The 20,487-nt window shown below is 58.9% G+C and carries 22 protein-coding genes and 1 pseudogene; 4 read left to right on the top strand and 19 right to left on the bottom strand.

Features of this window, described 5'->3' with window-relative positions; genetic code table 11:
* Positions 1-20: 20 nt before the first annotated feature.
* The 6 genes from P0D96_RS00265 to P0D96_RS00240 all read right to left on the bottom strand — a co-directional run bounded on the left by P0D96_RS00265 (position 21) and on the right by P0D96_RS00240 (position 6,154).
* Entirely contained in the window at positions 21-1,277 is a 1,257-nt protein-coding gene (locus P0D96_RS00265; protein WP_408176013.1) for a CaiB/BaiF CoA transferase family protein, read from the bottom strand.
* Positions 1,278-1,300: 23 nt separating this feature from the next.
* On the bottom strand, positions 1,301-2,965 hold the full coding sequence (locus P0D96_RS00260) for a GMC family oxidoreductase (protein ID WP_408310657.1): 1,665 nt from the start codon (positions 2,963-2,965) through the stop codon (positions 1,301-1,303).
* A gap of 86 nt (positions 2,966-3,051) precedes the next feature.
* Positions 3,052-3,681: an acrylate utilization transcriptional regulator AcuR gene (gene acuR / locus P0D96_RS00255; protein ID WP_408282532.1), complete on the bottom strand. Its 630-nt coding sequence runs from the start codon at positions 3,679-3,681 to the stop codon at positions 3,052-3,054.
* A gap of 202 nt (positions 3,682-3,883) precedes the next feature.
* Positions 3,884-4,309 carry an organic hydroperoxide resistance protein gene (locus P0D96_RS00250; RefSeq protein ID WP_408282535.1) on the bottom strand — a complete coding sequence of 142 codons (426 nt, stop codon included), beginning with the start codon at positions 4,307-4,309 and terminating at the stop codon, positions 3,884-3,886.
* A 59-nt stretch (positions 4,310-4,368) separates the two neighbouring features.
* Positions 4,369-5,079 (bottom strand): SDR family NAD(P)-dependent oxidoreductase, encoded by a 711-nt coding sequence (locus P0D96_RS00245; RefSeq protein WP_408282539.1) that lies wholly within the window; start codon positions 5,077-5,079, stop codon positions 4,369-4,371.
* Between the two features lie 223 nt (positions 5,080-5,302).
* Positions 5,303-6,154, bottom strand: a complete 852-nt coding sequence (locus P0D96_RS00240; protein WP_408282542.1) for a LysR substrate-binding domain-containing protein — start codon at positions 6,152-6,154, stop codon at positions 5,303-5,305.
* Positions 6,155-6,268: 114 nt separating this feature from the next.
* Here P0D96_RS00240 and P0D96_RS00235 point away from each other — a divergent pair, with 114 nt between their 5' ends.
* Positions 6,269-6,919: an FMN-dependent NADH-azoreductase gene (locus P0D96_RS00235; protein ID WP_408282545.1), complete on the top strand. Its 651-nt coding sequence runs from the start codon at positions 6,269-6,271 to the stop codon at positions 6,917-6,919.
* A 100-nt stretch (positions 6,920-7,019) separates the two neighbouring features.
* Complete coding sequence (locus tag P0D96_RS00230) at positions 7,020-7,799, top strand: alpha/beta fold hydrolase (protein WP_408282548.1); 780 nt, start codon at positions 7,020-7,022, stop codon at positions 7,797-7,799.
* Positions 7,800-8,009: 210 nt separating this feature from the next.
* Here P0D96_RS00230 and P0D96_RS00225 read toward each other — a convergent pair.
* Positions 8,010-8,479, bottom strand: a pseudogene (locus tag P0D96_RS00225) (LysR substrate-binding domain-containing protein); the annotation flags it as partial.
* A gap of 110 nt (positions 8,480-8,589) precedes the next feature.
* Between P0D96_RS00225 and P0D96_RS00220 the strand changes: the two are divergent.
* On the top strand, positions 8,590-9,045 hold the full coding sequence (locus tag P0D96_RS00220) for a hypothetical protein (RefSeq protein ID WP_408310654.1): 456 nt from the start codon (positions 8,590-8,592) through the stop codon (positions 9,043-9,045).
* A 74-nt stretch (positions 9,046-9,119) separates the two neighbouring features.
* On the opposite strand, the gene gtdA is transcribed toward P0D96_RS00220, so the two are convergent.
* From gtdA to P0D96_RS00205, 3 genes are all read right to left on the bottom strand, one after another.
* Positions 9,120-10,184 (bottom strand): gentisate 1,2-dioxygenase, encoded by a 1,065-nt coding sequence (gene gtdA, locus P0D96_RS00215; protein ID WP_408282557.1) that lies wholly within the window; start codon positions 10,182-10,184, stop codon positions 9,120-9,122.
* Entirely contained in the window at positions 10,165-11,385 is a 1,221-nt protein-coding gene (locus tag P0D96_RS00210; protein WP_408310652.1) for an MFS transporter, read from the bottom strand. The genes gtdA and P0D96_RS00210 overlap by 20 nt, the downstream gene beginning before the upstream one ends.
* Before the next feature lie 86 nt (positions 11,386-11,471).
* On the bottom strand, positions 11,472-11,729 hold the full coding sequence (locus tag P0D96_RS00205) for a hypothetical protein (RefSeq protein ID WP_408282563.1): 258 nt from the start codon (positions 11,727-11,729) through the stop codon (positions 11,472-11,474).
* Positions 11,730-12,070: 341 nt separating this feature from the next.
* On the opposite strand from P0D96_RS00205, the gene P0D96_RS00200 reads away from it, so the two are divergent.
* The gene (locus P0D96_RS00200) at positions 12,071-12,373 is read left to right on the top strand and encodes a DUF4148 domain-containing protein (RefSeq protein ID WP_408282566.1); all 303 of its coding nucleotides are present in this window, start codon (positions 12,071-12,073) and stop codon (positions 12,371-12,373) included.
* 59 nt (positions 12,374-12,432) lie between these two features.
* On the opposite strand, the gene P0D96_RS00195 is transcribed toward P0D96_RS00200, so the two are convergent.
* From P0D96_RS00195 to P0D96_RS00155, 9 genes are all read right to left on the bottom strand, one after another.
* On the bottom strand, positions 12,433-12,849 hold the full coding sequence (locus P0D96_RS00195; protein WP_408282568.1) for a BON domain-containing protein: 417 nt from the start codon (positions 12,847-12,849) through the stop codon (positions 12,433-12,435).
* Positions 12,850-12,959: 110 nt separating this feature from the next.
* Entirely contained in the window at positions 12,960-14,042 is a 1,083-nt protein-coding gene (locus tag P0D96_RS00190; protein WP_408282571.1) for a porin, read from the bottom strand.
* 474 nt (positions 14,043-14,516) lie between these two features.
* Positions 14,517-15,425, bottom strand: a complete 909-nt coding sequence (locus P0D96_RS00185) for a LysR family transcriptional regulator (protein ID WP_408282574.1) — start codon at positions 15,423-15,425, stop codon at positions 14,517-14,519.
* Positions 15,426-15,571: 146 nt separating this feature from the next.
* Positions 15,572-16,498, bottom strand: coding sequence for an NADP-dependent oxidoreductase (locus tag P0D96_RS00180; protein WP_408310649.1), 927 nt, complete (start codon positions 16,496-16,498; stop codon positions 15,572-15,574).
* 48 nt (positions 16,499-16,546) lie between these two features.
* Positions 16,547-17,317 (bottom strand): SDR family NAD(P)-dependent oxidoreductase, encoded by a 771-nt coding sequence (locus P0D96_RS00175; protein ID WP_408310646.1) that lies wholly within the window; start codon positions 17,315-17,317, stop codon positions 16,547-16,549.
* A gap of 105 nt (positions 17,318-17,422) precedes the next feature.
* On the bottom strand, positions 17,423-17,866 hold the full coding sequence (locus P0D96_RS00170) for an ester cyclase (RefSeq protein ID WP_408175986.1): 444 nt from the start codon (positions 17,864-17,866) through the stop codon (positions 17,423-17,425).
* 277 nt (positions 17,867-18,143) lie between these two features.
* Positions 18,144-18,743, bottom strand: a complete 600-nt coding sequence (gene wrbA, locus P0D96_RS00165) for an NAD(P)H:quinone oxidoreductase (RefSeq protein WP_408310643.1) — start codon at positions 18,741-18,743, stop codon at positions 18,144-18,146.
* A gap of 95 nt (positions 18,744-18,838) precedes the next feature.
* Complete coding sequence (locus P0D96_RS00160; RefSeq protein WP_408176185.1) at positions 18,839-19,264, bottom strand: DoxX family protein; 426 nt, start codon at positions 19,262-19,264, stop codon at positions 18,839-18,841.
* Between the two features lie 57 nt (positions 19,265-19,321).
* Entirely contained in the window at positions 19,322-20,194 is an 873-nt protein-coding gene (locus P0D96_RS00155; RefSeq protein ID WP_408310640.1) for a pirin family protein, read from the bottom strand.
* Between the last annotated feature and the right edge of the window lie 293 nt (positions 20,195-20,487).

Here is a 20,487-nt window from a genome sequence, read left to right as displayed (position 1 = left end):
GTCAGTTCAAAATTGCGGCGTCATGCAGCAAGGCTCGTGGAGCGCTTCATTTCATCGACGCCTGATTCGGATTCAGCCTGCGACGCGTAGGCGCCCGACGAAGCCATCAGTTCAGCCAGAATCGCTTCGCGATGCTCGTCAACTGCCGGCGCTCTCCTGACCACCGTGACGTCCTCGTCGGGTGAGGTATTCATCTTGATCGGATTGCCGGCGGTTTTCACTTTCCGCTCGGACTTACCCTGGACGTGGATGAACATATTGCGCGCCTGAAGTTGCGGATGATCGAAGACCTTGTCGATCGTGTTGATCGGAGCACAGGGCACGCCGGCCTCGTTCAGCTTGTCGAGCCAGACACTGACCGGTGCGGAGCGGGTTACCCGCTCAATGGCCTCGATCATGGCGGGCCGGTTTTGCACGCGGAGATCGTTCGTCAGGAACAACGGGGCGAAGGCCACTTCCGGCACGCCCAGGGCGTCTGCCATCAAAAGAAAAAGCTGATCGTTGCCTGCGGCGATGATGAATCGCCCATCCTGGGCAGCAAAGCTTTCGAACGGTGCGAGTGACGGGTGGGCGTCGCCAGTCCTCGTAGGCACCTTCTTTTCGACATCGAACCGGGCAAACGCCGTTTCCATCAACGCGGCCTGGCAATCCAGCATCGCGATGTCCACGTGCGTGCCTTGTGCATCTCTGGAGCGCTTGTAGAGCCCCGCCAGGATGCCTATCACGGCGAATAGTGCTGCACCGAGGTCCCCGAAGGCTGTGCCAACCCGTGCGGGCTGACTGTCGGGCCACCCCGTCAGACTCATGACTCCGCCCATGGCCTGCACGACGGTGTCGTAACCGGGCAGATCCTTGAACGGGCCGGTGTGGCCAAAGCCCGAAATCGATGCGTAGACGATGTGCGGATGCGTCCTCGCCAATTGCTCTGCGCCGTAGCCGAGCCGATCCATCACCCCGGGCCGGAAGTTTTCGACCACCACGTCAGCCTTGTCCAGCAATCGGCCGAGCAGTTCGCGGTCACGCGGAGACTTGAAGTCGAGCGCAATGCTCTCCTTTCCGCGGTTGAAGCACATGAAGTACGCCGATTCGTCGTCGACGAACGGACCGAACGCCCGAGTATCGTCTCCCGTGCCCACACGCTCTATTTTGATGACGCGTGCTCCGAGGTCAGCAAGCGTCATCGCGCAGTACGGTCCTGACAGCACACGCGAGAAATCGATCACCGTGATTCCTTCGAGGGGTAAGCGCTTCTTCACCCCGGTTTTGTTCTCAGTCATAGCCAATTCCTGGTTGAATAGAGTCAAACGCCTTGCTGAATCCAGCGCGAAGCTTTCTCTGCGATCATCATCGTAGGAGCGCTCGTATTGCCGCTGGTGATCGTCGGCATCACGCTCGCGTCCACCACCCGAAGTCCCGCAACGCCGCGCACGCGAAGATGGCTGTCGACGACAACATTCGGATCCGCGAACGTGCCCATCTGCACAGTACCCACGGGGTGGAAGATCGTGGTGGCGATGTCACCGGCCAGTTTCGTGAGTTCAGCATCCGATTCGTACTGCGGACCCGGCTTGTACTCTTGCGGCCTGTATTCCGCGAGGGCCGCCTGGCTCGCGATGCGTCGCGTCAAGCGGAGGCTGTCGACGGCGACTTTGCGATCGTCTTCCGTGCTGAGGTAATTCGGCGCAATGGCCGGCGCATCCTCGAAGTTACCGCTCCTGATATGCACCGTGCCCCGGCTTGTGGGGTTCACATTGGCCACACTGGCGGTGAACGCCGGGAATGTGTGCAGCGGCTGCCCGAAAGCGTCGAGACTCAGCGGCTGCACGTGATACTCGATGTTGGCGTGCTCCCTTGACGGATCGCTCCGGGTAAAGGCCCCGAGCTGAGAGGGCGCCATGCTCATCGGACCCGAGCGGCGCAGCGCATATTCGAGGCCGATCTTCGCCTTGCCGACCATGCTCGACGCAAGAACGTTCAGCGTCTCGCAGTTTTCAACCTGGTAGACCGCGCGAATCTGAAGGTGATCCTGCAAGTTCGCACCGACGCCCGGTGTGTGCTGGACAATATCGATGCCGTGTTTTTTCAACAGAGACGCCGGCCCAATGCCCGAGTGCTGCAGAATATGCGGCGAACCGATCGCACCAGCGCTGAGCACCACTTCGCGCGCGGCGCTCACCGACACGAGTTCGCCATCGCGAACAAGTTCCACACCGGTGCAACGCAGCACACCGTGTTTGTCACGGTCGATCCTGAGCTTCTTCACATGGGAGTTGGTCCACGTCGTGAGATTCGGCCGGTGTTTGATCGGACGCAGGAACGCCTTCGAGGTATTCCAGCGCCAGCCGTCTTTCTGCGTGACGTCGAAGTAGCTGACGCCGAAATTATCACCAGTGTTGAAATCGTCGATGATAGGAATGCCCGCCTGCTCCGCCGCTTTGGCGAACGCATCGAGGATTTCCCACTTAAGACGCTGCTTTTCGACACGCCACTCGCCACCGCTTCCGTGAGCCTTTGCGATCGCGTCGACACGGCTGTTCAGCAGGTCACGTTGCTTCGGATCGAGTTTGTAGAAGTCTTCGTGAGCCTTGAAGTCCTTCAATGAGCTGCTCCAATTCCATTCCGGATCGCCCGTCAGGTCCGCCCAATGATCGTAATCGCGAGCCTGGCCACGCATGTAGATCATCCCGTTGATACTGGAGCAACCACCCAACGTTTTGCCACGTGGATAAAGAATCTGCCGGCCGTTGAGGCCTTTGTCCGGCTCAGTGCGGAATTGCCAGTCCGTGCGCGGATTGTCGACGCAATATAGATAGCCGACAGGGATATGGATCCACATGTAGTCATCGGTGCCGCCCGCCTCGACCAGAAGGACATTTCTGGTTTTGTCGGCGCTCAGACGATTCGCGAGCAGGCTGCCCGCGGAGCCGGCGCCAATCACAATAAAGTCAAATGTCGTACTTTGCATGTGCATCCTATTTGTCCACACGAGCGGCTTCCAGCGCTGCCCATCTAAATTAGACCGATCGTCTATAAAAACAGAAAAAAAGCCGCCTAACCGAGCGCAGCGAAAAAAACGTTCGCAAAAGTACGCAACGCTTCAGGCCCGCCTTCGAGCTTCGCCCTCAACACCGCGCCCTCCCAGCCTATCCAAAAAAATGCGGCAAGTTGCGAGCAATCGGCCCCTTCCGCAATCTCACCCGCAGCCTGCGCTTCCATCAGGCACTTCGTTGTGCGGGCTTCCCAATCGGCAAAAACCTCGCGCAGCCGTACACGATGAGCTTCCGGGAGTACGGCCATTTCTTGTCCGAGATTGCCCACGAGACACCCACGCCGAAAGCCGTAACGCCCCATCCCTGCCTCTGCGTCCGAGACGAAATCCTGCAAGCGCTTCAGGGGCGATATAGATTCGTCCGCGAGGAACTGATCGAGCTTTCTCGCGAAATACATCGCGTAGCGGTCGATCAATTCGAGGCCGAACGCTTCCTTGCTCCCGAAGTAGTGATAGAACGATCCCTTTGGCACGTTCACGCTGCGCAAGATTTCGTCGAGTCCGGTTGCAGAGAAGCCTTTTTCCGTGAGCGCAACGACCCCAGCGCGCACGAGAAGCTCTCGGGTTTCGCTATAGCCTGCGAGTTCTTTCGGCGGGCGCCCTCTGCGGCGCGGTGCGGTATGCGTATCCATCCCACTGATATTAGACCGCTCGTCTACGAAATGCAAGGCAATGGCGCGCGTTGCGATACGCTGGGCAACCGCACCCGGCTTTTCTCTCTAAAGACGTCGCACCTCGACTCAAGACTGCCCGGCGCGAGGTACATCGGAATCAACGGTCCTGCAGGCCGTCAATCGCCAGGGCGTTCCGAAGATCATCGAACACAATTGCGGCTTAGACGAGCGTAAGCGTCACGTCTATGTTGTTCCGCGTTGCGTTCGAATAAGGGCACACAATATGGGCCCTGTTGATGAAGTCCTGAGCCGCTTCTCGTGCCATGCCCGGTAACGATATCTTCAACTCGACTTCGATGCCGAAGCCATTGGGGATCGGTCCGATGCCCACTATTCCGTTCACCGACACATCAGTAGGGATAGCAATTTTGTCGCGCGCAGCAACGAATTGCATCGCACCGATAAAGCATGCGCTATAACCGGCCGCAAAAAGCTCTTCGGGGTTTGTGCCCTTCTCGCCCTTTCCGCCCAACCCCTTCGGCCTCGTCAGCTTCAGGTCCAGTCCACTTTCAGGCGCCACGGCGCGCCCTTCGCGGCCTCCAGTAGCCTCTGCGTGAGCACGGTAGAGAACATTTTCGATCGACATTGCCAACTCCTTATCGATAAGTCAGTTAACGGGCGCAACCTGTAGCGCCCGACGATGCTTCAGTGACCAGCGCTCTGACCGCCGTCCACGTGCAGGATTTCGCCCGTCACGAACGGCGCCGCATCCAGATACAGGATCGCGTTCACGATATCGCTCATCTCGCCCATGTGGCCCACCGGGTGGAGTGCGCCGAGTGCCGCGTGCGTTTCGGGCGCATGCATCGGCGACTTCATAATGCCGGGTGCAACCGCGTTCGCGCGGATGCCGCGCTTCGCGTATTCGATTGCAAGCGACTTCGTGGCCGCGTTCAGACCGCCTTTCGTCAGCGATGCCAGCACCGACGGCACACCGTTGATGGCATGATCGACGAGACTGGTCGTGATGCTGACCACATGGCCGCTTTTGTTCTTCTCCATTTCAGCGATCGCCAACTGCGTGATGTAAAAGAAACCGTTCAGATTCACACCCGTCATCGCAGCGTAGTCTTCAGCGGTATAACCCGTGAACGGCTTTGCGATGAAGATACCGGCGTTGTTGATCAGCGTGTCGATGCGGCCGAAGCGCGCCACACCTTCCGTAATGACGCGATGCGCCGTCGCCGGGTCAGCGATGTCACCCGCCACGGTCAGAATGCCGGGGTCGTCCGACGGCTTGATGCTGCGTGCCGTTGCGACGATGCGATAGTCCAGCTTGCGGAATGCTTTGACGGTCTCTGCACCAATACCTTGCGATGCACCCGTCACGACTACGACCTTTTGCGATGCGCTCATTCAAACCTCGAAGTTTGGATTGGGCTCTCTTGCCCACCGGGCCGGCGGCTCCGATGCGTGCCTAATCTAGGTGTATTTATGCTTCGAGCAAATACCCGCCATGGACAAACTATTTTTCGTGCGCGGAACAAATCCGGTCGCGGCCGCATGATTCATGGGTTAGCGTGGACCGAGGAAGTTTCGATTCTCGGTCTTTGACAGATCACCTGGCGCTCGCTACGCGTCATCCCTTATTCGCGAATGCCAGCGCGATGGCGTTTCCCAATTCGTCGGCGAGGGGCGCGGCTGCACCCGCCGCAGTGAAAATCGTGAACTCGACATCAGGCAGTGAAGGCAAGCCTGCATCAGGCGGGACTACGTGCAAGCCGTGTACGAGTTGCGTCTGCACGACCGGCGTCACCGCAAAGCCGGCCTGCGCCGCGGCACATAGACCGGCGCCGCTCGAACACACCAGCGCAATCCGGTAGTCGATGCCCGCGCGGGCGAGCGCGGCCAGTGCAGCCTCCCGATACGGACACGGTTCTGGCAGCACCGCAAGCGGCACCGGAGCGCCAGGCGTAAGCGACGCCCATTCCGCACCGGCCCACACGAGTGGCTCGCGCCAGAGCACGCGTCCAGAACGGGCACCCTCGCAGCGACCGCCAATCACCAAGTCCAGTTCGGCCTGATCCATTGCGTGCAGCAGTTCGCCAGGAATGCCAACCCTGACGCTGAACGCAATGCGCGGGTAGCGCACCGCGAACGTCTGCATGACATTCATCAACCTGACGTTGGCGAGGTCTTCGGAAAGGCCGACACGGATCGCGCCCTCGCTCGGTGCGCGCGAAAGCTGCGCCTGCGCATCATGGTTGAGTGCCAGGATCGCCCGCGCGTAACCCAGCAGCAGTTCGCCGTCGGCCGTGAGCGTGACCGAGCGCGTGGTACGCGCGAGCAGATCGCGGCCGGTCTGTTTTTCCAGACGCCGCAGATGCGCGCTGACGGCAGACTGCGTCAGATTGAGACGGGCAGCGGCGAGCGTGAAGCCGCCCTCCTGGACCACGGCCACGAAGGATCGCAGCAGGACGGTATCGAACATGGGGGTCCTCGCTTATATAGTGCAAACCAAACTGAATATGGCGATGATACTTCGTTTATATTTTGAATCGAAATATGTTGTGATGGCGACTCCCAACCCACATGGAGTAGTCCCATGCCTACCTTGCTGCATATCGAATCGTCGCCACGTAAGAAGCGGTCTGCCTCCCTCGACGTCGCACGCGCGTATCTGGATGCTTATCGCGACGCTCATCCGGGTCATCGGATCGACGTGCTGGATCTGTGGTCGGTGGAGATGCCGGAGTTCGACGGCGACGCGCTCGATGCCAAATATGCGGACCTGAGCGGCACACCGCTCAGCGAAGACCAGCAGCAGGCGTGGACGAACATCCGAGAACTCGCGCAGCGATTGCACGACGCGGATACGTTGCTGTTCTCCGTGCCGCTATGGAATTTTTCCATTCCCTACAAGCTCAAGCATTTCATCGACGTCGTGTCGCAGCGCGGCATCCTGTTCTCGTTCGATGAGCGTGGGCTACAGGGCTTGCTGAAAGACAAGAAGGCGGTGGTCATTTATGCGAGGGGCCTCGACTATTCAGTGGGCTCGAGCACACCCGCTCATTCGTTCGATTTTCAGCGGCCGTTCATGGAAGCGTGGCTGCGATCCGTCGGCGTGAGCGACGTTAAATCGATTGTGGTCGAGAAAACACTCCTTGGTCCTGAAGTCGATTACGCGGCAAGACAGGCTGCACGCGAGCAGGCAATGGCGCTTGCGCGGGCGGCTTCCGTTTCAGTCGGCAAATGAAATATTGCGCGGCGCATGTGGCGCATCACCTCGCCTGAAGAAAGGTGACTCTCGACCACGTAACGCCGCCTACATTCTTACTTTTTAACGAGGCACCATTTTGAATACGCTGATCAAGCAAGGGTTGTCGTTACTCGTCGTCGCCGCTGGTCTGATATCCGCCGCCACTGCGCAGGCCGCGTCCGATCCTGATCTTGCAGGCAAGAACGTTGTCCTGGTACACGGCGCTTTCGCGGATGGCTCGAGCTGGAATAAAGTCATTCCTCTCCTCGAAGCAAAAGGCCTCCACGTGACGTCCGTGCAAAACCCACTGACATCACTGGGCGATGACGTTTCGGCAACGACTCGCGCGATAGACCGGCAAAACGGTCCGGTGGTGCTGGTTGGCCACTCGTGGGCCGGCTCCGTCATCACGCAGGCGGGTAACAACGACAAGGTCAAAGCGCTCGTGTACGTTGCAGCGTTTGCACCCGACAGCGAACAATCCGCCAACGACATTCAGAAAGGGCTGCCGGCGCCTTCGTGGGCGGCCGAGCTGCACCAGGACGCTGCCGGTTTCCTGACGCTGTCCGATAAGGCGATGGTCGAAGACTTCGCGCCCGATGTCTCCCACGCGCAAGCGCTTCTACTCGCTGCGACACAGGGGCCGTGGTATTCGGGCTGTCTCGCCGAAAAGATTGGTCACGCCGCGTGGCATGACAAGCCGTCCTGGTATGTTGTCTCGATGAAGGACCGTATAGTCCCTACCGACTTCCAGATGAAATTGGCGAAACAAATCGGTGCGACTGCCGTCGATGTCGATGCGAGTCACGTACCGATGCTGTCGAAACCTCAAGAGGTCGCTGCTGCAATTATTTCGGCGGCACGCCAGGTAAAGTAGCGGGATGCGCCCGTCGACGGGAAATCAGCCGACAGATCTGTAGAGGGTTCGCGGTGGGCACCGGACATATGACTCCGGCTTTGATATGTTCCGGCCTCCTGTATGTCCGGTGTCGCCTGCCCAACCTCCGGTGCAAGAGTATGGTTGGCACATTTCAACACTGCACGTATCCACGACTCGCTTTGCGCCGGATCGCAATCGTAAGCAAGGTTATGCCCGTCTAACCTTCTTCATCAAAAAGTCGACCAGATCCTGCTGTACAGTGTCGAGCACGTCGCCTGCGCCGACCAGCGCAAGTTCTGTTGGTGGCACTGACGGCATATCAGAGCATATTCGATGCTCGGGTAAAACCGCCGACTTGGGTGACACCGAGATCGCCAAACCTCCGGCAACGGCAGCCTGAATCGCAGTGAGCCTTTGACTGCCGAACGCGACTCGCCACGCGCGCTTTGCCTTGTCGAAGCTGCGAATCGCGCGCTTCCGGTAGATGCATCCTTCTGGGAAAAGCGCCGGCGCAAAAGGCTCCTCCGAATCCAGTTTCTGCAATCAGCGTCGCGACCGCGCACCCACACGAGTGTCTCCGGCCACGATGCGAAGCAGTCGCCACTGTCAGGCTCGCGTTTGACGAGGGCAATATCGATTTCGCCGGCGGAAAGCTTTTGTTGCAAAACCGCGCACATGCGACGCCATTACCGACGGTCACGTCGGTAATGGCAAGAACACCGCGTACGGCACCGATCCGAAATGGAATCAGGTCAACGTGCAAGCCGTCTATTTGTTCTCGAGACGCATGGACATTTATATCGAAGGTATGTATCAGCACGCGATTCATGGAGGCTTAGGGAGGACGGCTGGCGGCCACGCCGAATCATCGCCGAGCAGCCACCGGCTGGCGACCCGGCGTCTCAAGCGGTTTCGTACCGACAAACCGACGCCATGCGAGAATAAGGCTCCGCTTGTCGAAATGACGGATATTGTCATGGACCATCCCGGTACCGCCCTAACCTCACCTATCATTTCCCGCGACGCGGCTATGTGGTTTTCCGCCTATGGCTTCGGCTGGGGATATTGTGCCTTTGCCTTGCCTGCCGAAACGGTTCGTGAAAAGCTCGGAGCTGCGAGCGAGACTCCGAGGCAACTGACGCTCGCTTTCGAACTCGGCAGACTGCGAATATTGCAGGCAGTCCAGCAAAAAACGTTGCCGGCGACTGGGGAGCGGGTAGAGCTATCCGCAGCCGATCTTTAGCAGGGCGGGTCTAGCTGCATCGCTAACAAACACCTGGCATTGTCGCGTCGCGACGCACTCTCGCCTGAGGCGATTCAGGCTGCGCCCCTTTCCTCTCTGAACAGATAAAGCGCCTCCTGTATGGGCCGGTCGGAAAAAGAGAACAAGACGCTGTCCTCGCCTGCTTCGTGCCGCACGTGATGCCAGGACGGGACGACAAAGATATCCCGCTTGCTCCACTCCACGGAGATGTCGTTTCCAATCCGACTGCGGCCTCGCCCTTCGATAGGCACAAAGACTGTCGCATCAGTTGAACGGTACGCCTCCGTCGAAAACCCTTTGGGCAGCAACTGCATGAAGGTAGCCATCGTCGCCATCGCATACTTTCCGTTGTTTGGGTTGACGTATCTCATCTTCAACCCATGACAGGGATCCCACGCGTTCGCGCGGCGCATCCGCTCAAGCGCTTCGCGTGTCCGTGTATAAGGATAGTTGAAGATCGGCGAGGTTCCACCGCCAGGACGATGGTCTACCGGAAGCAGATTGGCCCCATAGCGGACGTCACTGTCGCCGACGGGGCGCGTAATTGGTTGCTCGTCCTCCCCGAGATGCTCGGCAAACGACGCGTTCACAAACTTCACCACCGGTATGTCCAGACCATCCAGCCAGAAAATCGGGCTGTCGCTTTCATTGCCATGATCGTGCCACGCCATCGGCGGCGTGATGATGAAATCCCCTTCGTTCATCATTGTGCGTTCGCCATTCACCGATGTGTGAGCGCCACCGCCTTCCATCACAAAACGAAGCGCCGTCTGCGCGTGACGGTGCGCGGGTGCGACCTCACCGGGAAGGACCAGTTGCACCCCCGCATACAGATCGGTTGTGATCTTCGATTCACCACGCAGGCCGGGGTTCTCTAGCACGAGCACGCGCCGTTCGGCTTCTTTTGCGGTGATGATGTCGCCCGCCTCCATCATGGCCGCGCGGACGTCCGCGAAACGCCAGTGAGCCGGCACGCATTTGCTCCGTGGTTCGGGCGTAATCAATTCATTCAGCGACGTCCATAGCGGCGCGAGGTTCTTCTGGCCGATCCGTTCGTAGAAAGCCTCGCGCTCCGGCGTCGCTATCACACTCATCTTTTCAGAGTTGGCGGGCATCATTTCCCTCGTTCTCTTCCGGATCGATTCCACGTTTATTGAAAATCCGCGCAGGAGCTGTTTCCTTCAACGCTGCGACTGCAATGGCTCCAGCGCAGATTGTCCAAAGCGGCATGGTCACCGCATGCTCGATGCCGAAATGCTTGGCCAGATAACCGGCATACGCAGGTGCCACACCACCGCCAAAGACCTCACCAATACCGATGATCATGCCCGATGCCGTGGACATCAACTGGACCGGCACGGCTTCCGCCGCGACCGGACCGACGGTCAGCGTGATCAGGCTGTACAGACAACCCATAGCGATCATCAGGCAGATGAACAACGGAACCGGCGCCGCCCCCGTTCGCAGGAAAATCCACAGCGACAGAAATACGCCCGCCGTTGAAAGCAGCATGACGGGCTTGCGGCCGACGCGGTCCGAAAGGGCCGGCAGCACGAGAGCGCCGATCGCCCCGCCGAAGCCTAGCGACGAAAGAATGAAACCCATCTGCTGCATGTCGAGATGCAGATAGTCCACGAGATAATTGGGGAACAGCGCAGCAATGACGATCTGGCAAGCGAGCCAGCACAGCATACAGATGATGCCAAGCGGTACATTGCGATAGCGAAATACCTCATACCAGCGATGCTGGCCAGTATCGTGCGTCGCCGTGTGCTTCGCAATTTCAGTCGGCGACGGTCGGCGCAATACCCGTTGCGCGAGGAACGCTACAACGAGACCCGGAAATGCTACAAGCAGGAAAATCCAAGGCCAGCTCATCACCTTGAGCAGTTGCGTCACCACGATCGGGGTGAGACCAAGCCCGAGCAGAGCCGGCATCATTTGCTGGATCCCGACGTTGCGTCCGTGCCGGCTCGGTGGCGACGCATCCATCGTTGCAATGATGCTAGCAGGCGTGAAGGCACCTTCGGCTACCCCCATGAAAGCGCGGATGGCAATCAGGCTGCCGACCCCCGTCGCCAGGCCACCGAGACCTGCCAGCAACGAAAATCCGACCATGGCCGGTACGATGACTCTCTTGAAGCCGATCCTGTCCGAGAGATTGCCCGTCAGCAGTGCAGACAAGCCCCATGCGAGCGCCAATGCTCCCGTGATATGCCCAAGGTCCTGGTAGTCGAGCTTCAAATCGCGCATCAGTACCGGCATCAACGGCACAATCAGGAAGCGATCTATGCCGACCAGGCCCATGCCGAGAGCCATCAGCGTGACAGCCTTCCATTCATAGCTTTTCGACGACTCAGCATGAGACTGCGCTACCGTTGAGGGCGCCAGCGGAGGGGTGATGTTCATTGGAAGTCCTTCTGGTTGGACGGCATCGCACGTACGAACGCCGGCATTTGCGCGTGAAGCAACTTGTCGGCAACAACAGCGTCGAATCTGCCCGATGCGCTCCTATAGTCGGGATCGCCTGACGCCGGATCAACAACACGCGACGACTGGCGATCCACTTCGCACAAGATCCCGTCAAAGCGGCTCGCGAATTTGGACGCGCCCTTGTGATATGCGTGAGCGGCTATGCCCGCCGCCGAAAGTACATCGATCATCTTCGTCTCCTACTCGATTTTGTGCTGTTACTAACTATCGACTCGGCCGTGATCACTGTCCAACGATAAAAATCGACCGCCTGATCTCGATAAGTGATTACCAGTCAAACGGGTCGAACTCGCACTCCCTATCCTAATTATGTAATGCGAACTATCTTTAATATCCGTTTGACACGGAGGATCCGGATTGGCCTATCGGGGACGTTCGATTTGCGCCGAAACCGCAACGATCTTTCCCGGCAAGAAATGATGCGCGGTAGTGGTAACCCCTATTACACTACGATCACTGACTGCAGACACGGACGTCTACAGCGCTAAACCAAAACATCCAGACTGCCTCCATGAAACCCTTCATCAATCTGCTAATCGCCGCATCCGCTCTGGCCGTTCCGGTTCTGTCCTTCGCCCAGCAATCTTCGCCGCCTGTCACACGTGCTCAGGTGCGTGCAGAACTCGGTCAACTCGAGGCCGCCGGTTTTAAGGGCGCCTCCACCGGTCCTTACTACCCCGCGAACCTTCAGGCTGCGGAGGCTCAGGTCGCCCGGCAGAAAGTCGCTGTGCAAGCAACATCCAGCAACTATGGTCCGTCGACCAGCGGCTCATCGCAATCTGGCCAGCCGGGAGTTTCGGCGGACGCGCAATAGTCGGACTACGGACATTTAAAGCCAAGGCAGGTGCGCGCCAAGCAACGGCCGGTCTGCGATTACCGCTCTATCGCATATACACTGAGCCGATTGTCGACTGAAGAGACGCCAGGCACGCTCCTGGCGATCTCTCCAGCGCGATCCACCTGATCACTCTTCGGCACAGAACCAGACAACGTTATCGCGCCAGCCTTCGCGTAGACGAACAACTGCGTCATGTCGATCCCCTTTGCCTTCGCCATTGCAGTTCGCACATTTTTGGCGAGCTTGCGATTAGCGGCCCTGATCGATTTTGCGCTCGATGCGCTGCCCGCAGCCGCCGACGCGACCGCTGCACCGTTGTTACCGTCCTGTGCAAATGCCGCCAACGGTGCGATGGCAGCTGACAACGCGGCCACCAATCCAAATCGTACGATTGCTCTCATTTTGCTTTTCACTTTGTTGGAGATGTTTGAGACCTGCCTGGATTCACCCATCAACTCGCGAGTCAAATGGCGATACCGTCCATTAGGGAGGCACCGCCACAGCAACGCCTTCCCGATACAGACCGCCATTCGTCAAGCGGCCGGTCTGACGTCTTTTCGCCTTAGAACGAATGCCGCACGCCGATCTGCACACCGGTCTGACTGCTGTCGGCGGACGCCGTCCGGTAGGCTGCAGACGTGCCGTTGTATGAGTCGAAGTTAAGCGCTGAGTGACGCGAATAACCCACCACGACGTACAAGTCGGTGCGCTTCGATAACAGGTAATCGCCGATGGCCATAATTTGCTGCGGGCTGGCCGGCCTCGTCACCTCGCCATTCGCTCCGGTCGCCGTCTGAATGCGGTCGTAGTAGTACGCAAGGGTCAGTATCTTGTCGACCGCGAACAGGTAGCGCGTAGCCACCCAGAAGTAATCGTCGCGTGCGGCGTACCCGGCGAGCGGATCGTTCTTTCCGTACCGGTATCCCCCCATGAACTTCAGCGCGGCGGTCGAATAGGTAATACCGATAGCCGCCTTTTCGAACCGCGCATAGTTACTGCCAATCCCCTCAGAACGATGAAGGTTGTCATATCCCAAGCTTACGGAGAGTGTGCCGTTATCGTATGCGGCCGCACCGCCGTAACCCGAACCATTCGAGAACTGCCCTGCAAGATTGCTAAAGGAGTAGTGCCCCGTCAGCGTCACTGGTCCGAAAGAGTTTTTGTATTTGACGACATTGCTCTCCCAAAGATTGGAGCCCACTTCCGCAACGACCGGCTCGTAAGTTCCCGAGAGGTCCGTCGGCGACGACGGGTAAAGCGCATCCACGAGCGATGTGTATTGCCGACCAAAGCGAAGTGTGCCAGCCTTCGGCGATGTCAGACCCACCCACGCGCTACGGCCAAAAAATTCCTGCATCAGAGCGCCGTTAGGAACCAGAAACCCGCTTTCCACCTGGAATTCCGCCTTCAGACCGCCTCCAAGGTCCTCATTGCCAGTCAGACCCCAGCGTGAGCCACCCGAGCGAGCCCCATCGGCCATTGACCAGCGATCACCGCTCGTCCCCGACTGGCCGGGATTGACAGGCCAATGGTTGGTGAACTCGATTGCGGTGTCGAGAATGCCATAGAGCGTTACACTCGATTCGGCATGCCCACAAACCGCAAACGTCCCGGCCACCAGGCCGGCGAACATCTGCCTCTTCATCAAAAGTCCCCTCCGTTTAGAATTGCCATTTCGAAACTCTTTGCATCCCCGTGTATTTCGTTTTTTTTAGCGGGAACTCTCCGTCGCGCGGAAGCTGTGGTCAACTTTTTTATTTAGTACCACTACGAATTTAGAAATCCATTTTCCTCAAAAGAAAATTGGATCAGTTACGCTCCTGCTTGATGACTTAGGCACACCATCGCCACATTCTTCAATTTCGGGCGTAAGAATTCCCCCCAACATTGCAAGATGCCGGTATCTAAGGGTTTAGAATCTTTTGTCGCCGATGGTTCAAGCCAGAACCGAAGCGTCAATCGTGGGGAGGCTTCAGAACTTTGTTGCCTCCGTGTTTGCGTTTCGCATTGCTGCAAACTATCGGGGTTGCGGTGATCGCTGTCTAACGATTAAAAATAACTACGCGATCTCGATAGCTAATCACCCGCATTCAAAACTCGGAGAAAGGGCCGATACGATCTATCGGTCCTGTGGTTGGAGAAGCATCTGACCGGCGATTCCGGCTGAGATCTCACGAAAGTTCGCGACCGCCGGATTGTCCGTGTTGGAATTCCATGCGACGATCAGCTCATAAGGCGTGAGCAGTTCGTCAAGAGGGATGTAGACGACGTCGGGTTGCTGGACCCGCGCAACCCACTGAGGCACCAGCGTAACGCCCAGGCCCGCGCTAACGAGCGCGAGCAGAGTGTGGAGCTGTTCGGCCTCCTGGACGATTCGAGGCGCAAACCCGGCCGAAGCGCAGCACGCAACGATGATTTCCAGAATCCTGCTGTTCATTTTGCGGGGAAACAGAACAAACGGCTCGTTCGCTAGTTCGACGATTGAAAGCGTCGGCCGTGCGGCGAGCGGATGACCCTGCGGGATGGCCGCCACCAAAGGGCCCGTGGCAAGTTTTGCAGACTTGAGAGCATGGCCTGGCGACGGCGAGGGCATGATCCCTATATCGATGGCTGACGTCCGAATCGCCTCGATTTGCGCGCTTCGATCGAGCGGATGCAGCGTCAATTCGACCTGTGGCCACCGCTGGCGAAAGTCTCGGAGTATCGGCGGCAGTATGGACCACAGTACGTTATCAACGAAGCCGATCGCCAGCCGCCCGACCGTACCATCGGCCGACTCACGGGCGCGGCGCATCGCTTCATCGGCCCGACGCAGCAGATCGCGTGCTTCAGGTAAAAATATCTCGCCGGGAACCGTGAGCCTGACGTTGTGGCGTGAACGCTCCAGCAGCGAAAATCCGAGCTCTTCTTCAAGCAGTTTCACCTGATGGCTCACCGCTGACTGCACGACGTGCATACGCTGTGCGGCCCGGCCGAAATGCAGCTCTTCGGCAACCGCCGTGAAATACCGAAGTCTACGCAGGTCCATGATGAGAGAGCGACATAAGGTTGCGAAAGTCCCATCGAAGGTCCGCGCTTTCAGGCGCTTTCCCCACGAGATGAACCGTGGCCAATAGACGGCGGCCCGCCGGGCAATTGACGGTAGCCGTGCTTCCGTAGAGCGGCCAAGCGGGATTAGCGAGCCGCGTCGAGCACGAGTTTGCCGCGCGCATGACCGGTCAGGTTCTTTTGCAACGCATCGGCGGCACGCGACAGCGGAAAGACCGTCTCGACGTCGACCATGATTTCGCCGGAGTCAAAGTGTGCTGCGATCGCAGCCAACTGCTTGCCGTCGGATCGGGTGGCGAAATGCTTCCCTACCACACCTCTTGACCTGGCACGCTCGGCGTCTGGCGGGCTGACCGGCGACACCAGGATGCCGCCAGCTTTTAACAACGACCAGGAACGATCCTGCGTTTCGCCGCCAACCAGATCCAGGACGATGTCCACGGCCGACACGCTCTCTTCGAAGCTCTCGCTCCGGTAGTCGACGACCTGCATCGCACCCAGCTGTCTGACGTACTCGAGATTGCCGGACGACGCTGTTCCGATTACCTCCGCGCCGGCGATTCTGGCCAACTGCACCGCCATGCTGCCCACTCCGCCCGCGGCGCCGTGAATCAGCACGCGCTGACCCGGCTTGACACCGGCGTGCTCGTGCAACGCCTGCCATGCCGTCAAAGCGGCCGCTGGCACCCCTGCAGCTTCAAGCAGCGAGAGCTTTTTCGGCACTGAAGCCAGGCGGTCAGCAGAGGCAACCACTTTGGTGGCATAGCCGCCGACGATACCGATGAAACCGAAGACTTCGTCTCCCACAGCAAAGTCCTTGACCCCGGCGCCAAGCGCAGAAATCTTTCCCGACACTTCGACGCCCGGTGTATAAGGCAGTGGCAGCGGCAGGAAGGCTTTCATCCTGCCCTCCAGAATTTTCCAATCGACCGGGTTGACGCCGCTCGCCGCGACGTCGATCAACACTTCGCCCTCGCCCGGGACGGGGTCAGGGATATCTTCCAGCGTCAAACGCTCGGGCCCGCCATAGGCGTAGGCACGTATAGCTTTCATAGGTAACTCCTGATTAAACGACCGTACATGTACAGTCGCGGTGACTTATCAGATGACCGAGAGCAGGCCGCCATCAACAAGCAACGCAATGCCGGCCACATAGCTCGACATGTCCGAACCGAGCCACGCAACGGCGTCGCCAATTTCGGACGGCTTCCCAAGACGGCGCAGCGGAGTGCGTTGCCGAAAGCCTTCCGAGGCTGCGGCAATGCCGGGATTGGTGCGCAGCAAATGCGTGTCGATCGTGCCGGGGCAAACCGCGTTGACGCGGATACCGTCAGGCCCGAGTGCATCTGCGAGAGCCTTCGCCATCAGCACGACGCCACCCTTGCTGGTGGAGTAAGCGACCGTCATTCCGGCGCCCGCGATACCGCCCATGCTCGCCATCAACACGATGCTGCCTGGCTTGCCGCGCGCCTTCATCTGACGCGCCGCCGCTTGCGCACCGAAAAGCACGCCGTCGAGATTGACCGCCATTAGCCTCCGGTAGTCGCTCTCGGCGACCTCGGGACCGTCCTCGCGCAGCGTGATGCCGGCGTTGCAAACCATCACGTCGACTCCACCGAACTCAGCCGACGCATCGACCAGCGCGTCGACTTCACCGTGCTGCGTCACGTCGGTGCGCTGGAACCGCGTGCGCACACCCAGTTCTTCAATCTCGGCGGTGGTCGGTCTGCCGCCCTCGTGCGGGATTTCAGTGACGTCTGAGACGATCACTGCCTTCGCTCCATGCCGCGCTGCACTAATCGCAATGGCCCGGCCAATTCCGCTAGCCGCACCGGTGACCAGCACGACCTTGTCCTTAAGAATATCGCTCAATTTGGTATCCTTATAAATACGCTAACTTAGCTGTATGTACTGAACCGACAGTCTAGCGGTGCGTAGCGGGCATCATGACGACGCTACGTAGGCACAGCCGGTTCTTCACGCCTTCGTCTCGCCTGCAGGAAAAGCACCGAGTTGCTGCATCACCGAGAAAAGGTTGGCAACACCCCAGTGCTCCGCGATCTTGCCGTTGCGCACGCGCATCGCGTCGACTGTTTCAAAATGGATCTTTCGACCGGTGGGCGGCACGCCGAGGAACGTGCCTTCGTGTGTGCCGTGATACGTCTTGTAGGTTGTCACCAGATCGCCGTCGGCAACCTGCCAATGGATATTCGCGTGGAAGTCGGGGAACGCGGCACGCAGCGCGTGATAGAGGCCGCGTGCGCCATTCTTATCTGGCGTGCAGTTCGGCTGTGGCGTGTGGTCGACGAAGTCGTCCGCGAACAGTTCTTCGAATACGTCGAAGTTACCGCCGCCTTGTACCTCTTCGGTATTGCGGCGAACTACAGCCTTTGCTTCTTCGCTTGGGTTGCTACGGGTCATGTGATGCTCCAGAACAGTTGAAATGCGAGTGTTTTCAGTCCACAACTCCAGGGGCCGGTCACGGCAACTCGAGGCCACAAATGATCATCCTTCCGTCGACCACCAGCATCTGGCCGATCACGCAACTTGCCACCGGCCAGGCTCAACGCGCTATTCGCGACCACGGTGATTCCTCACACGCAATCCTTGATAGGACTCTTCATTAGCATAACGATATATTGTCGTGTTTCGTCGGGCGATAATGCGTGGCTCATTCAAAGACTTGCCAGGAAAAGCGTTAGCCGAACAGCTTCGCCGCCGTCTTCGCCACCAGTTCGCCTTGGTGGCGTGCGCCGGCCAGATCGATTTCACTCGGCTGACGCGACCCGTCGCCAGAAGCGACGGTGGTTGCGCCATAAGGCGCGCCGCCGACGATCTCGCTCATGTTCATCTGCCCTTGATGGCTATAAGGCAGGCCAACGATAACCATGCCGAGATGCATCAGGTTCGTGATGATCGAAAAAAGCGTGGTTTCCTGCCCGCCGTGCTGAGTGGCAGTCGACGCGAAGGCGCCACCAACCTTGCCGTTAAGTGCCCCACGCATCCACAAACCACCGGTCTGATCGAGGAACGCGGCCATCTGGGACGACATGCGACCATAACGGGTGCCGGTACCCACAACGATCGCGTCGTAGTTCTCGAGGTCGGCGACGGTTGCGATCGGAGCGGCCTGGTCGAGCTTGAAATGCGCGCCTTTGGCGACCTCCTCAGGCACCGTTTCCGGTACGCGCTTGACGTCGACCTGCGCGCCCGCACTGCGGGCGCCCTGCGCGACGGCCTCAGCCATCTGCTCGATATGCCCGTACGACGAATAGTAGAGAACCAGTACCTTGGCCATCGCAATCTCCTTTGGGTGATGAAGCGGACCGTCATGGCGCCGCAGGGGTGCTACAGATGTATTACCGCGACGACCCGGGGCCGCCCCGAGCGTCGTTACTGTGCGGTACCCGCCACCGGCAGTTCGCGACGGTTATCAAAGCTGAATGCGCCTGCACCATAAGCCGCGACCTGAATCAAACCGCCGGCCATCGCGACGTTCTTGAGAAAGTGGAACATCTGGTTCTGGTCGCCAAGCGCGTGGTGGAAGATGAGTGCGGTAATAATCGAATACACGGCCAGCAGCACGGCAACGAGTCTCGTCCGATAGCCGACGATCAGCAGAACGCTGCCAACCAGCTCAAGCGCCATCGAGCCGAGATAGCCGAGTAGCGGCACTGGCAATCCCAGCGACCCGATGTAGCCGATGGTCGCTCCCGGCGCTGCGAGTTTGCTAAGGCCGCTCACGAGAAAGATGGCAGCGATGAGGATGCGCCCAATCAGCGGAAGAGTCGGGTAAGAATTTGCAGAGGTTGAGTTCATAACGAATGCCTTAAGTTTAAGAAAAAGAGAGGAATGCCAAGGGGACTGCTTGGGTGACTACCGGATGCGGCCGCGAAATCGAAGCTGTTCGCCAATTCGTGCGATCTGGGCTTCTCCCGCTTGCAGCGCGGCCTCTGATGTGTGCACCGAGTAGTAGCCGAGCACCAGCTCATGCGGGTGTTTTACCGCGGACGCGAAAATGAATTCGGAGTCGGTGTCCGCGGTGAAGTCGAGAGCGTCTTCGGACTCGGCGAAGACCGCGAGCTCGCTACGCAGACGCTCACCGGCGACGCAAAGCGCGCCCCGATGCACATGGGTCCAGGCCACGGTATGTCCTGCGGGCGGCACATAGCGCCATTGCTCGCCTGCCCTGAGCCGTACATGCAGATAGTTGATTCCATCAGGAGACAATACCGGGCTGTGTGTGTCCCTGTAGCTGCCGAGAATGACGCGCGCAGGACCGACACGCGGGATGGCCTGCGCGGGAAGATATTGGGTTTGCGGTTCCCCATTCTCGACTTCGCGCGGCAATGCCACCCACATCTGGTAACCATGAAAGCGCTCGAGGTCCGCGGGACTGGCGTCGTGCCAGATGCCGTTGCCCGCGTTCATCCATTCAACGCTGCCCGCGGACAACACGCCCGACGCGCCCGTTGTGTCTTCGTAGCTCAGGTTGCCAGAGAGCAGGACCGTGATCGTCGCGATACCCGAATGCGGATGCATTGGAAACAGTGCGTCGCTCGACGGCGTGAAATCGAAGTAGTCCAGGAACACGAACGGCTTGATCAGTTCGCCCAGTTCGGCGGGACTGACGATGCGCGTGACCGGCCCGTGGCGGCGCCCCTGAGTACGCGCCACAATGGCGCGCGGAAGACTAGCCGGCCGGACAACGGGATTGTCCGCTTCCAGTAGATCAGACACATTCGCCATGACAATTTCCTTTTGAGGATGACATGACCGAAGGTTAGATGCTGACCTACCCCAACGGAAGCCTATATATTTTAATGGAACCCATCGTGTTGACTTATGGGTTCCCTGCGACGGACATCTCCGCACGGCGGTTTGCAGATGCGATCGACCACACAATGTCCAGGCGTCAGATGAACTTTCTGAGTTCGAAGTACCGGGCCGTATTGGGTGGTTTGTCAATGGGCGGCTTCATGAGAGGAAGCGCCTGAGATGGTGAACGCGCTGCTTGTGGAGTTCCTGGATGGAATACAACC

The organism is Paraburkholderia sp. RL17-347-BIC-D (genome assembly GCF_046027915.1).
Classification (GTDB): Bacteria; Pseudomonadota; Gammaproteobacteria; order Burkholderiales; family Burkholderiaceae; genus Paraburkholderia.
Note: the sequence above shows the minus strand (reverse complement) of the source record. Positions and strands in the feature narration are given on the sequence as shown.